This is a genomic window from Spiroplasma endosymbiont of Aspidapion aeneum (assembly GCF_964031045.1).
Classification (GTDB): Bacteria; Bacillota_I; Bacilli_A; order Mycoplasmatales; family Mycoplasmataceae.
Genome location: NZ_OZ034994.1, coordinates 1,038,897 through 1,052,966, shown reverse-complemented (window position 1 = coordinate 1,052,966; position 14,070 = coordinate 1,038,897). Strand labels below are relative to the sequence as shown.

General features: G+C 28.0%; 15 protein-coding genes. All 15 read left to right on the top strand.

The genetic code is table 4. The features are described from left to right. Window positions 1-642, top strand: coding sequence for an adenylate kinase (locus AAHM97_RS04550; protein WP_342268761.1), 642 nt, complete (start codon window positions 1-3; stop codon window positions 640-642). Next, complete coding sequence (gene map / locus AAHM97_RS04545; protein ID WP_342268760.1) at window positions 642-1,400, top strand: type I methionyl aminopeptidase; 759 nt, start codon at window positions 642-644, stop codon at window positions 1,398-1,400. The genes AAHM97_RS04550 and map overlap by 1 nt, the downstream gene beginning before the upstream one ends. Before the next feature lie 11 nt (window positions 1,401-1,411). Beyond that, window positions 1,412-1,642 carry a translation initiation factor IF-1 gene (infA, locus tag AAHM97_RS04540; RefSeq protein WP_342268759.1) on the top strand — a complete coding sequence of 77 codons (231 nt, stop codon included), beginning with the start codon at window positions 1,412-1,414 and terminating at the stop codon, window positions 1,640-1,642. Between the two features lie 61 nt (window positions 1,643-1,703). After that, complete coding sequence (gene rpmJ / locus AAHM97_RS04535) at window positions 1,704-1,817, top strand: 50S ribosomal protein L36 (RefSeq protein WP_342268758.1); 114 nt, start codon at window positions 1,704-1,706, stop codon at window positions 1,815-1,817. A 50-nt stretch (window positions 1,818-1,867) separates the two neighbouring features. Further along, a complete protein-coding gene (rpsM, locus tag AAHM97_RS04530; protein WP_342268757.1) occupies window positions 1,868-2,233 on the top strand; it encodes a 30S ribosomal protein S13 in 366 nt (121 codons plus the stop codon). Window positions 2,234-2,258: 25 nt separating this feature from the next. Beyond that, complete coding sequence (rpsK, locus tag AAHM97_RS04525) at window positions 2,259-2,648, top strand: 30S ribosomal protein S11 (protein ID WP_342268756.1); 390 nt, start codon at window positions 2,259-2,261, stop codon at window positions 2,646-2,648. Between the two features lie 3 nt (window positions 2,649-2,651). Then, window positions 2,652-3,617: a DNA-directed RNA polymerase subunit alpha gene (locus AAHM97_RS04520; RefSeq protein ID WP_342268755.1), complete on the top strand. Its 966-nt coding sequence runs from the start codon at window positions 2,652-2,654 to the stop codon at window positions 3,615-3,617. A gap of 15 nt (window positions 3,618-3,632) precedes the next feature. After that, a complete protein-coding gene (gene rplQ / locus AAHM97_RS04515; RefSeq protein WP_342268754.1) occupies window positions 3,633-3,995 on the top strand; it encodes a 50S ribosomal protein L17 in 363 nt (120 codons plus the stop codon). A gap of 228 nt (window positions 3,996-4,223) precedes the next feature. Next, window positions 4,224-5,426, top strand: a complete 1,203-nt coding sequence (locus AAHM97_RS04510; protein ID WP_342268753.1) for an energy-coupling factor transporter ATPase — start codon at window positions 4,224-4,226, stop codon at window positions 5,424-5,426. 278 nt (window positions 5,427-5,704) lie between these two features. Beyond that, window positions 5,705-6,616 carry an energy-coupling factor transporter ATPase gene (locus AAHM97_RS04505; protein ID WP_425288837.1) on the top strand — a complete coding sequence of 304 codons (912 nt, stop codon included), beginning with the start codon at window positions 5,705-5,707 and terminating at the stop codon, window positions 6,614-6,616. A 2-nt stretch (window positions 6,617-6,618) separates the two neighbouring features. After that, window positions 6,619-7,533, top strand: a complete 915-nt coding sequence (locus AAHM97_RS04500) for an energy-coupling factor transporter transmembrane component T (RefSeq protein WP_342268751.1) — start codon at window positions 6,619-6,621, stop codon at window positions 7,531-7,533. Next, complete coding sequence (truA, locus tag AAHM97_RS04495; RefSeq protein WP_342268750.1) at window positions 7,533-8,273, top strand: tRNA pseudouridine(38-40) synthase TruA; 741 nt, start codon at window positions 7,533-7,535, stop codon at window positions 8,271-8,273. The genes AAHM97_RS04500 and truA overlap by 1 nt, the downstream gene beginning before the upstream one ends. Window positions 8,274-8,284: 11 nt before the next feature. After that, the gene (locus AAHM97_RS04490; protein WP_342268749.1) at window positions 8,285-8,935 is read left to right on the top strand and encodes a hypothetical protein; all 651 of its coding nucleotides are present in this window, start codon (window positions 8,285-8,287) and stop codon (window positions 8,933-8,935) included. Window positions 8,936-9,324: 389 nt separating this feature from the next. Beyond that, complete coding sequence (locus tag AAHM97_RS04485) at window positions 9,325-9,555, top strand: hypothetical protein (protein ID WP_342268748.1); 231 nt, start codon at window positions 9,325-9,327, stop codon at window positions 9,553-9,555. A 39-nt stretch (window positions 9,556-9,594) separates the two neighbouring features. Next, window positions 9,595-13,971, top strand: coding sequence for an ABC transporter permease (locus tag AAHM97_RS04480; protein ID WP_342268747.1), 4,377 nt, complete (start codon window positions 9,595-9,597; stop codon window positions 13,969-13,971). The last annotated feature ends 99 nt before the right edge of the window (window positions 13,972-14,070 follow it).

Below are 14,070 nucleotides of genomic sequence, written 5' to 3'. Positions count from 1 at the left end.
ATGAATTTACTTTTATTAGGTTTACCAGGAAGTGGTAAGGGTACTTTTTCAGAACATTTAGAAAAAGAAAAGAAAATGCTTCATATGTCAACCGGCGATTTATTTAGAAAAAATATAGATAATAAAACAAAACTTGGTTTAGATGCGAAGAAATATCTTGAAAGTGGTAAATATGTCCCAGATCATATAACAATAGATATGGTCAAGGATTATATTAAGAAAAATAATTATTTTGATAATTTAATTTATGACGGATTCCCTAGAACAGTTTTCCAAGCCCAAGCATTAGATGATTTTCTCATAGAAAATAATTCAAAATTAGATAAAGTAATCTACATTGATATTCAAGAAGAAATAGTTGTTAATAGATTGAAAAATAGGCTTGTCTGTAGCAAGTGTCAATCTATTTATAATAAGAAAACAAAAGCGCCCTTAAAAGAAGGTGTGTGTGATTTTGATGGAGAAAAATTATTAACAAGAAAAGATGATCTTCCTGAAAATATTGCAATTAGATTACAGGTCTATAAAGAACAAACATCGCCCTTACTAGATTACTATAACGAAAGAATATTTAATGTAAATATAGGCGATCACAATATTGAGGAATTTATTAAAACCGTTTATGATGGATTAAAGATTTAATGAATATAACAATTAAGAATAATAAACAAATAGATGATATGAGGATTGGCGGAAAGCTCTTAGGAAGAGCGCTAACCTTATTAAAAGAAAGTATTAAACCAGGTTTTAATTGCTTAGATTTGGATAAAATATTTGCTAACTTTTTGAAAGAAAATAATTGTGATAGTAACTTTAAAAATTATATGGGATATCCAAAATATATTTGTGTATCTATAAATGAACAACTAATTCATGGTATACCACAAGATAGAGAAATAGAAAATGGTGACATTATTTCAATAGATGCGGGTCTAATATATAATGATATGCATTTAGATGCTGCATTTACAACTATTTGTGGTAAGCCAAAAAATGAAAAGGATATAGAACTTGTAAAGATTACAAAAGAATCATTATTCTTGGCAATTGAACAAATTAAAGCCGGTGTACGAATCGGAACCTTATCTTCTACTGTTCAAAAAATTATTGAAGAAAAAGGTTTTCACTTGCCAACCGCTTATTGTGGACATGGGATAGGCTATGAAATGCATGAAGACCCTCAAATTCCAAATGTTGGAAAAGAAAAAACAGGTATAAGACTTGTAAAGGGAATGACAATATGTATTGAACCAATGGTTCAAATAGGAACCCCAAAAACCATAGTGGAAAAAGACCAATGAACGGTAAGGTCTGCGGATAATAGTATGGCTGCTCATTATGAGCATACAATCTTAGTCACAGAATATGGTTATGAAATACTAACCGCCTGGGAAGACTAATGGAGGATTTAATGTCTAAAGAAGATTATTTAGAAGTAGAAGCAGTTGTGGTAGAAGTGCTACCCAACACAAAATTTAAGGTTAAATTAGAAAACGACGTTATTATTGACGCTCACGTTTCGGGTAAAATTCGTATGAACTACATTCGAATTGTACCCGGTGATAAAGTAACAGTCGCTATTTCTCCTTATGACCCAACACGTGGGCGTATAACTTATAGACAAAAAAATGAGACTACTTAATTTATAAGTGGTCAATATAGTTGATAAACTAACTTAATTTATAGAAAAAGGGGTTAGAAAGATGAAAGTAAGATCATCTGTGAAAAGAATATGCGATAAGTGTCGTGTTATTAAAAGAAAAGGTCGTGTTATGATAATTTGTGCACAACCAAAGCATAAGCAAAGACAAGGCTAATTATTTAAAGTTTAATTTTTGCATTATAAAGTCAGAAAGGAAAAGTATAAATGGCTCGTATAAACGGGGTAGAGATACCAAATAATAAAAGAGTTGTCATTAGTCTAACCTATATTTATGGTATTGGACTTTCAATGTCTAAACATGTTTTAGATAATTGTAAGATAAGTGAAGATATCAGAGTAAAAGATTTAACTGAGGAACAATCTAAAAGAATATCATCCGAAATCTCAAAAATAACAACCGAAGGTGATTTAAGACGTAAGGTCTCATTAAACATTAAAAGATTGATGGAAATTGGGTGTTATAGAGGAATAAGACACAGAAAAGGGCTACCAGTTAGGGGACAATCTTCAAAGCAAAACGCTAGAACAAGAAAAGGTCCAAGAAAAACAGTTGCCAATAAGAAAAAATAGTTAGAAAGTAGAGTGTTATATAAAGATGGCAAATCCAAAAAAAACAACACGTAAAAAAATAAAGAAAAATATTCCAGTCGGTGTTGCACACATTCATTCAACATTTAATAATACAATCGTAACATTGGCTGATGAAGCTGGAAATGCAGTTGCCTGGTCTAGTGCTGGGTCACTTGGATTTAAAGGGAGTAAAAAATCAACACCTTATGCAGCCCAAATGATTGCTGAAGCTGCTGGAAAAGGAGCTATGGATAATGGTATGAGAAAGATCTCTGTAGAAATCAGAGGTTCTGGGCCAGGACGTGATGCTGCAATAAGAAGTTTGCAGGGTGTAGGTTTAGAAATTACATCAATTAAAGACAAAACACCAATTCCACATAACGGTGTTAGACCTAGAAAAAGACCAAGGGGGTAGTATATGAAGTTGTTTACAAGACCAGAATTTGATATCAATGTAACTGCAGAAGATAGCTTTTATGGAGAATTTAAAGTTGAACCATTAGAAAGAGGCTTTGGTGTTACACTGGGTAACGCTTTAAGAAGAACATTGATTTCCTCAACACCAGGAGCAGCTGTATTTGCAGTTCAATTTAAAGGTTCTACTATTCCAACGCATGAATTTTCTGCCATAGATGGTGTTGTTGAAAATATGAGTTTAATAATTTTAAATATTAAGCAATTAGTTTTAAAGATTAATATTGAAATGTTTGACGAAGATGAGTATGCTGAAATAAAATTTAAATCATCAAATAAAAAAGGTGAGGTTTTTGCAAAAGATTTTATAACTCCAACAGGTGTAGAGATTATTAATAAAGATTTAAAAATATGTACAATTAATGAAGGAGAGTTTGAAATCACCCTATTTGCTAAAAACGGTAGAGGATATAGAACTTTTAAGGATAATAAAAAAGAATCTCAAGTAGCTACTAATACTATTGCTATTGATTCACATTATTCTCCAATACTAAATGTTAGTTATGATGTTGAACCAACTAAAATCGGAAGATTATTAGATTTTGAGAGACTAACAATGAAAATTAGAACTGATGGTTCTATATATCCATTAAATGCAATATCAATGGCATCTAAAATTCTTTCAGAGCATATGACATTATTCATAGACTTGGATAAAAATTTATCAGCACTAGAAATTATCGGTGCTCCAAATGATGAAGACGACAAAGAGTTGGATAAACCAATTGAAGATATTGAGTTAACACCTAGAAGTCTAAATTGTTTAAAAAGAGCAAGGGTTAACACTATAAGAGATTTAGTTACAAGAACTGAAGATGAAATTGGAGAAATCAGAAATCTAGGAAGAAAATCATTAAAAGAAATAAAAGATAAAGTCGCACAGTTGGGACTGACATTTAGACACGGTTAGAAAGGGGCGAGAATTATGTCATTTATTCAAAAACAAGGAAAAAATACAGCATGAAGAGAAGCATTAATGAGAAATCTAACAACTGAACTTATCATTAATGAAAGATTAGAAATAACAGAAAAACGGGCTAAGGAACTGAGAAAACATTTGGACAAAATGATTACCTTAGCAAAAAGACAAGACTTGCATGCGAGACGTCAGGCCATAACATGATTAAGAAATACTAATGTAAACAACAAAGAAACTGCATTACAAAAATTATTTAATGAGCTTGCTACGCGTTTTAAGAAGCGTGATGGAGGATATACTAGAATACTAAAATTAGATAATAGAAGAGGAGATAATGCACCAATGTGTATTATTGAGTTAGTCAAGTAGAGTTTTTATTTTATAAATATGAGGGCCATAAGAATTTTCTAATGGTCCTCTTTTACAAATAAAAATATTAACAAAATTTTTACATTATAGTTGTGAATTTATTTAAATAAATTATTTTATAGTAAAAAATAATACAAAATTTTGTATTTATACTTTTAAATCAAGCGCTATTTTCTATACTATTTAATCATAAATAATATATAATTTAATTATATGGAAGGTATATATATGAGTGAAAAATTAAATTTAACCAATAGTGATCTAAATGATTTTCGAATAGTGCTAAATGGATGAAATGATAAACTATTGTTATCAAGTAGGGAAATGATTAAGGCAAGAACACTATGTTCTGCTGGAAAAATTACTAGAAGTGAATACCAGTCATATATATCTAAATATAACTCATTAAAAGCGGAGTATAATAAGCTTGCAGATACCTCAAAATTTAAACAATATTATATTCAGTGCAAAAGGGATAAAAAACTTGCTAATAAAAGTAAAATTGAATATACTCAAGCAAAATATAAATTTAATGAATCAAAAAGATTTTATAAATTAGCAACAGAATCAGTTAAAAATAGAGGTATTGACGGAGAACTTATTAAAATATCTAATATAGCATTAAGGGTTAACAATTTGTCATTTAGATATGATATAAGTCTCCCTATTGTTGTTGATGGGGTAAGTTTTGATGTTGAACACGGGGAATATGTTGCTATTATCGGACACAATGGAAGTGGTAAGTCAACTCTATCGAAAATATTAATAGGAGTTTTAGAACCGATTAACGGGGAAATATACTATTATGGTAATCTTTCGGGAGTGGGAAATATAAATTTAATTAGAAAATTTATGGGAATAGTTTTTCAAAATCCAGATAATCAGTTTATTGGCTCAACTGTTAGAGATGATGTTGCATTTGGATTAGAAAACCGTCGTGTTAATCCAATTGAAATGACATCAAGAATTAAGAATGCAGTAACTAAGGTTGGAATGGAAAAGTTTTTAGATTCTGAACCATTAACATTATCGGGTGGTCAAAAACAAAGGGTAGCAATAGCCTCCGCATTAGCCCTCTCATCAGATATTTTAATATTTGATGAAGCAACTAGTATGTTAGACCCAAAGGGAAAATCTGAAGTAAAAAAAATAATGGTTGAATTAAAAGAAACAAGAAATCACACAATTTTATCAATTACTCATGATATGGATGAAATTCTAAACGCAGACAAAGTTCTTGTTATGAATCAAGGAAAACTTGTTAGATTCGGAACACCTGATGAAGTTTTAAAGGACAAAAAATTTTTAAGGTCTATTCACCTTGATATTCCTTTTGTTTCACAAATAGAAGAGGCTCTTGCTACCGTGGGGATAAAAGCAAAAGGTTCTAAGAATATAGACGAATTGGTGGATAAAATATGTCAAAAATAAATAACAATTTTGAACATTCAATGACTAAAAAGGAATCAAGAAAAATAATTCACGAAGACCTTAGACAGCTATCTATTGAGTGAAAATCTAACATGCAAAAAATAAAATTAAATCGCAAAAAGCGAAGTGAATTAATTAGGGAGGATAGAAATAATCAAAAGCAATATCAAAAAGAAATTAGGATATTTGAAAAATCCGATCTAAAAAATAAAAAATCAAGAATAAATTCTGTTAAAGAGTGATATACTAATATTGAAAAAAGCAAATCTAATAAATTTATTTACAAATATAAAAAATCTCAATCTAAAAATGTAAATTATGATTTTTCAGGAGATGTTGTTTTCGAAAATGTCACTTATACTTATTCAAAGAATACCCCCCTAGAATTTAATGCGCTACGCCAGGCAAATTTAACAATAAAAAAAGGTTTAATAACTGCGATTATAGGAACAACTGGTAGTGGTAAGTCAACTTTGATACAACTAATAAATGGGCTAATAATTGCAGAAACAGGACGTACAATTATTGGAAATTTCCAATTACCAGCCTCCACTAAGAAAATTAAATATGTAAAACCATTAAGAAAAGAAATTGGATTAGTTTTTCAATTCCCGGAGTATCAATTATTTCAAGAATCAATAGAAAAAGATATAGCTTTTGGACCTATAACAATGGGTGTCCCCAAAGATGAAATAATGAAGAAAGTTCCAGAACTTTTGAAAATGGTGGATCTTCCAGAAGATTATGTATCTCGTTCTCCATTTGCATTATCAGGTGGTCAAAAAAGAAGAGTTGCTATAGCTGGAATAATAGCTATGGATGGAAATACATTGGTTTTAGATGAACCAACAGGTGGGCTTGATCCACAAGGTGAAGAAGATTTTATGAGAATTTTTGAATCCCTTAACAAGGACAAAGGCAAAAGAATAATCATTGTAACACATAATATGGATCACGTTTTAAAGATAGCTGATGAAGTCATCGTTATGCATGAAGGTGATGTAAAAAAAATAGGAAAACCTTTTGAAATATTTCGAGATACAAAATTATTAAAGTTAATAGATATTCAACCACCAAAATTATATCAATTAGCATATAAATTAAAGGATAAGGGCGTAGATCTAACCCAGGATGAATTTAGAACAATTGATGATTTTGTGAAACTATTAAAGAAAAAAAGAGGAAAATAAGTATGAGACTAGCATTTGGGAGATATATTCCGAGTAATTCGATTATTCACAAAATGGATGCTCGACTTAAATTATTTATGTTACTTTGCTTAATGGTGAGTATATTTTTTCCTATTGGATTTACAGGCTTGATTGGAGTAACAGTTATTGCTACTGTCCTAATAATAGTTGGGAATATTAGTTTCCCGATGATGATGAAACTATTCAAACCAGTTATATTAATGTTTATATTAATGTTTATAATTAATATCTTTATGATAAAAACTTCATTATCAAATATATCGATAACACACACTTATAGTATATTTGATGTAGGTAAAAGTGATAGCCTAGGATACTTTTTAAGAATAAATGGAAAATATTTATCTGAGAGAGCACTATATAAAGCTTTTTATATGGCGTGAAGAATATTTTTAACAATAGGTTTTGCAACAATACTTACATCTACAACACAACCAATAGAATTGACATTGGCAATTGAAGATCTTTTATCACCTTTAAAACTTATAAAAATACCCGTTTATATTTTTTCAACAATTATATCAATTGCGCTTAGAATGATACCAACACTTATTGAAGAAGCAACTAGAATAATGAAAGCCCAATCATCTAGGGGTATAGATTTTAAAAATGGAAAAATGAATGAAAAGGTTAAATCAATAGTTTCTTTGATAATACCACTTCTAGTAAGTTCATTTCAGAAAGCAGAAGACCTTGCATATGCGATGGATTCAAGAGGATATAATCCAAATGGTAAAAGAACTAGATATAGACAAGTTAATATAAGGGTCCAAGATATTATAATTTTTATAATAGGTGTTGGGGTTGCTGGAATGGCTATTGCATATGCATTTACTCCATCATTTAATTCATACCAAATACCTCACGTTGATGCTATTTTAGGAATAATTTCATAGTGAATTATTACTTGTTAACAATAAGTTATGATGGAAGCGAACTACATGGGTGGGCAAAACAAAATAACTTATTGACTGCTCAAGGTGAACTTGAAAAATCATTTGTTGCAATATTTAAAAGTAATTTATTTCATACTTTGGGAGCAAGTAAGACCGATGCGGGAGTACACGCCCGTAATCAAAAGGTTTTTTTACAAACAGAATTTAGATTTAATCATAGATTAATAGCTAGAGATATTAATTCAAGAATAAATAAAAATATATTTGTTAAAAGTATTGTAGAAATAAGCCCAGACTTTTTGGTAAGAAATTGTAAACAAAAGACCTATAGATATTATTTATCAACTAATGAATATGATCCATTGAAAAGAAGATACTATCATTTTTTAAAATTCGAATTTAATAAATTTAAATTTGAAGAAAGTCTCAAATTATTTGTTGGCTTACATGATTTTAGAAATTTTAGTGGTCTTAAGAAAAATGAATATGACAATTATAATTTAGAAAGAAAAATTGACCATATTAATATTATTAGTGAGGATGATAATAATCACTATATTGAATTTAAAGCAAAAGGTTTTTTGAGATATCAAATTAGAAAAATAATTGGCACATGCATTGCTTATAATAATAACACAATTACGTTGGAAGATATAAAAAAATCATTATCTATTAATGGAGAGAAAATGAAATTTATTGCTGATCCATCTGGTTTGTTGCTATATGATATAATATATTAAGGTGTAGAATTATGAATATAAATTGTGGCATTTGTTCAAATGATATTAATATTGAATATAACAATACTTGTTTTTATTGCACAAGTTTGTGCTGTTCTAATTGTATACAATTTTCTGAATGAGATGAACAAACATGTGTAGAATGTTTAAGATACTTACCATTAAAATCTCAGTTTGATGACATGGTTAAGAATGGTGAAATAAAAAATTCTCTTTTAGAAAAACACAAATTTTTAAATCATAATAACCCCAATATAATGCTAAAATCAAAAGATGTTACTTTAGATCCATTAGTTCCTAGAATTATGTTCGATTGTAATTGTGGTGTATCTGAAACCAAGGGTTTTAAACTACATATGGGTGAACTAACCCTAAATCCTTTTAATTTTTCAGAAGAATCCTTAATTGAACAAGAGGTTGTCGATTTATTTAATGATAAAATTTTTATAAGAAATAAACCCAAAGGAAACAAAAATATATTTTTCTTACATTATCAAAAATGTGGTGAAAAAATGGAAAATAAAATACTTGTAAAGTGGTTAAATATAGAAGGAAAATATAGATATGAATTAAATCTATTTCAAATATGGTCATGTGAAACATGTAAGTTGGAATTTGTAAATATGTTTAAGGAAAGTCTAAACTCTTTCACATATAATTAATATATAATATATAAAGAGGGAATTAAATGACCAAGAGATTTATAATTTATATTCACTTATACCTAGCATCTCTATTTCTATTCTTGGAATTGAGAATTTTTTCTTCTAAATTATATATAAATTTTTCATCAAATATAATAAATGATTTTTTATCAATAAATTTTTTGTTTTTTATTATAAATATTTCATTGTTTTCAATAAATAAAATGTTTAATAATAAGTATTTTAATACAAAGTGCATAGTAATAAGATTTTTATTTTTATTGATTCCATTATTAATAAATTTCCTTATAAATATTATCCCTTTATTTTTTTATTCAATAGTGGGTATATTTATAAAAAATGATTTATTTTTATTTGTCTTTGCATTTGTTGTTGGTATTTTATATATGATTTTAATAACAAATAGTGAAGATGAAAATATATATAATATTGAGAAAATTGTTTCTTTTGCAACCATCGATAAAAATACTGATCTTTCTATTGATTCAAATAAAAAATTTATTAAAAAAAGAGATATAACACTTTTTTTTAATTTAGAAAATATTAAACTAAGAATAAATATTATTAAAAGCTTACTTTTAAATATTAAGAAGAAATCACTACTTCCACCTGAATAATAATTTTTTATTATCAATAGAAAAGGGTGGTTTAAATAAATGAATAAGACAAGAAGGCTTTTGTTAAAAAATTCATTTAAAACAGCTTTCAAACACTGGACACAATTGATAGGGATAACTGTTCTTGTAATGCTATTTGCAACCATAATATCATTACTTGGAGATATTTCTAAACGTATAATTGACGGTAATTCTGAATTAACAAGAACATCTCAATTACATGATTTTATTAACTCCCAATCAAGTAGCTATACAGTTTCTATAACTGATAAAAGCTTAAATGAATACTTGAAGGATGAAAATCCCGGTGAAAAAGAAAAAGTTTTAAATGAATGAAAAAAAATTAATGAACAAGGAGACCAAGAGTTAAATTCTCAGTTCTTAATTAATTTATTATCTAAAAAATATGATTTTAATTGAACAAGAACCGAGGGAAGAACATTCAACTCCGTAAAATTAAAATCTAAAAGTATAACAATAAAAACATTAATAAAAACAGGATCAAATTCCGATGGTTCAGCAACTGATGATAAGTTGGTTATAACTAGTGGAAGAAACATTTCTTCAGATCTCAAAAATGCCCAAAGACAAATAGTTATTTCACCAAATTTTGCATCTAAAAATAATATTAATATAGGAGATATTATTAGAGTAGAGAAGGATACCCTAGGTTCTGATTTAAAGGTTAATGATGATATTGGTGATCGTAAAGCTGCGTTCAATGAGCTTCAAGATCAAATAAAAAATATAGGTCCATCAGCAATAGATGATACCGAATTTTCACCGTTTATGTGGTTTGTAGTATGTGGTTTTGGTCAGTCAGCAGATTTTGCCTTCCCTGTTGTAGACAAAACAACATATATTCCCGATGTATCTTCACAGGCTATAATGTATGTTGATAAATCATTATTTGGTATGAATGATTATAAATTGAATGGCAACCAATTTTATTCTTACACCAGTACCGATGCTAAATTATATGTCTCTTCCGATTTTGATAAGGAAGTGTCATTCTCTTGTAAGTTTAAAGATTCTAAAAATAAAATAGCAAATAATATCTTAGATAGAATACAATTAGATTATAATTTAGTTTCAAATATAAATTTATCTAATAAAAGTCTCTACTCGCTCTCAGATAAAGATTATATATATAAGTCTAGAACAGCAACATTTTCAAAAATTATAAAAGCATATACTGTCCTTTCAACCACATTATTAGTAATCGTTGCAATTCTTACCTTTATCACTATTACATTAATGACAAAAAAACAAATAGATGCTATTAGAAAACAGGTTGGAACTTTAAAGGCGTTAGGTTATAAAAAAAGAGAAATAATTGATAATTTCCTTGCCGCCTCTTTAATAACCTCATTAATAGGAACTATATTTGGTTATATTTTAGCGTTTCCAATTGAATTTATAATAGTTAATACATTCTCCAATTATTTTGCAATCCAATTTTATGGATGACATTTTCAATATGTCCAATTTATTGTCGGATTTGTTAGTGTATATATTGTTAACTTATTAATGGTTTTTATATCTGGATATGCAATTTTAAATCAACCCGCATTAATTTTACTACAAGGAATGGTTGCAAAAACGATTTCAAATTTTAGTATTAAAATCAAAAAAATGTATGCTAAAAGAGGTTTTAATACAAAATTAAGAGGAGCAATAATAACATCATCTTTTGGGAAAATAATTGGAATAGTTGTGACCATGTTTATTGGTTCATTATTAATGACCCTATCACTAATAGCTCCAAAAGTTTTGGCTGATAATAAAAAAGCATCATTTAATGGGATAAATTATAACTCACAATATATTTACAATTCTCCGATTTTTTCTAATCCACTATCTTTTTATAAAACATATGATTATAACAGTGAAAATACTGGAAATAAAGGGAGTTGGGGGTATTCAAATGATAAAAACGCAGCTATAAATTTTGGCTTAACTAATCAGAAATATGATGGTTTGACTTCATACCCATTAAATGATGATGGGACAATCAATTTTGATATTGTATTGTCTTCGCTTGTATCTGGGCAACAACCTGCTGATTATTATTCATACAATATTAGTGGTTCAGGAAGAACCCTTTATAATCTTTCTTCTTTTCAATGAAAAAATATATCAACTAAATATTTGGAATTATTAAATAAACAACAATATGTTGGTGGTGGTGCAGGTGAATCATTGGTAATAAAAAGTGTTATTAATTCTATTTACTTACAATGAAAAGATTATGAAAAACTTATGGCAAAACTTTCAGACATCCCCAATGAAGATGTAAACAAGAATATTAATACAGCTAATTTGTTATTATGATTTTACAAAATATACTCTCAAGGTTTATCATTGAAATTAAATACAAATATTTATGATAATAACAAAGATGAAGATAATAAGTTTAATTATCAAAACTTTAAAACTAATATTAATCAAAATGATATTTTGAAATCAATTGCATCAAAGGATATTTTTGACCCAATTGAATCGGAAAAATTATGAAAAGATTTATATTCACAAATTAATGAGGATACAGGAAATGCACTTATTTATTTAAACAACAAAGAGGTTAGTAGTTTTACAAAATCTGAAATTGAATCTTTACCTACAGCTGGCTCAGGTGATACATTAGAAAAGCTTAACGATCTTCTTTTTGCCTGACTTGTTGGAACTGTTGAAAATAGACTAGGAACAGCGATGTTGATGGCTACTTATTCCTCATCCCCATACTATATTCAACAATCTATAAAATCTGCATTTGATAAACCAGATTCTAATTATAATATATCATTTGGTTTAATCCCTTATGATTCAAACATTGATGAAATTGGAACTGTTCTAAATACTACATTTAATGATAAAATAAATAATAAACAAAATATGTACACTTATGGAGTTAAAAGAACAGATAAACTAGTTTCTTTAAACGATTCTAACGGGACTAACCTGATGAACAAACTTTATACAAGTAATTCTAAAAATCCGATAGTTATCAATCAAACTGCTGCAATTAAAGCAGGACTTAAAATTGGAGATAAAATTAACTTAGCATATACTAAAAAAAATATATATAATAAAGATAATAGGAAACTCACTCTTGATAATGATTTTAACGGCGGGTGGTTCAATAAAACAGCAGAAACAGCATTATCAAACCCAAATGTATCAAATTCTTCTAAATCATATGTTGATAAAAATGCATATTCTTTTTGTGATAATAGTAATTTATTAATGTCTTCAATGGGGGGGTACTCACTATCACAAACACCTGATACAATTTCAAATCCAGCAGATATTACTTCTGCATATAGTGATGGAGACATATCATTACAAACAAAAACAATTCCAAATAATGAATATACTATCGTAGGTATACAAAATAGTTACGGAAATAGCCAAGCATGAATTAAAAATGATTTAGCTAATAAATATATGGGTTATGATAAAACACAACAGTGGATGTTTAATAATTACTTTGTTCCAGAATGATATAGTGCATCAAGTAAAAAAATGTTAGCTTATGCAAACCAAAATATTTTAACAACTGATGATGATATTGATGAATATAACATATTTAACAGTTATATAAAAGAAAGCCTATCTAATGGTATAGAAAAATTAAATAATTACAATGGTAATAATAAATCCTGCTATGAATTTTTGAAAGAGAAAGCAGAAGAAGATCTTAACTCTGAAAAGGATAATAGTTCGTGAATTAATTTATGAAATTTCTTTAACAATCAATATCCGGTTTTTAATTACAAAAATTCTGAATCATCAACGATTATTGATATTAGTAATGGTATATCAACAACTCAGCAGCTTGGTGACTATAGTAGTATAGGGCTTAGTGGAACAAAAATATCAAAATTATCAAGCAATAAAAAATTTTCAAATTATGCTCAAGTGACTAAAATAATTACTGGAATGGCACAAGGAACAATTGATCTAGCCTATCCATTAACAACTCAGAGACAAATTTTATCACAAATTAGTGACTTGGTTAATATGGTCACAATATTGTTTATTGTAGTTTCATTATTGATTTCAATAGTAATTGTCATGCTTGTAACAAATTTGATTATTTATGAAAATAAAGATTTTATTGCAACAATGAAAATAATGGGGTATAGCAACTTTTATATTATTAAAATAATCATTGCAATATATATACTACCACTACTTATTACTTTTACTTTTGGGTTCCTTCTAGGTTGGCTACTTTTTTCTAAGATACTCGCAATATTAGCGTTGTATTCAATGTGGGTTCTTCCCTTGTATATGACATGGTATATGCCATTTGCTGTATTTGGTATAATTTCTACAATTTATATTATATCATTTATAGCATCTTTTGGAAATATTAGGATAATAAGCCCATTAGTAGCCCTACAAATATAATTATAATAATTCCTTTTGATTTCTTTAATAGAGACTAATAATGTTAAAAAAGAAAGAAAGTAGAATAGTCATTGGATTAACTGGTGTACTTAGAGTAAT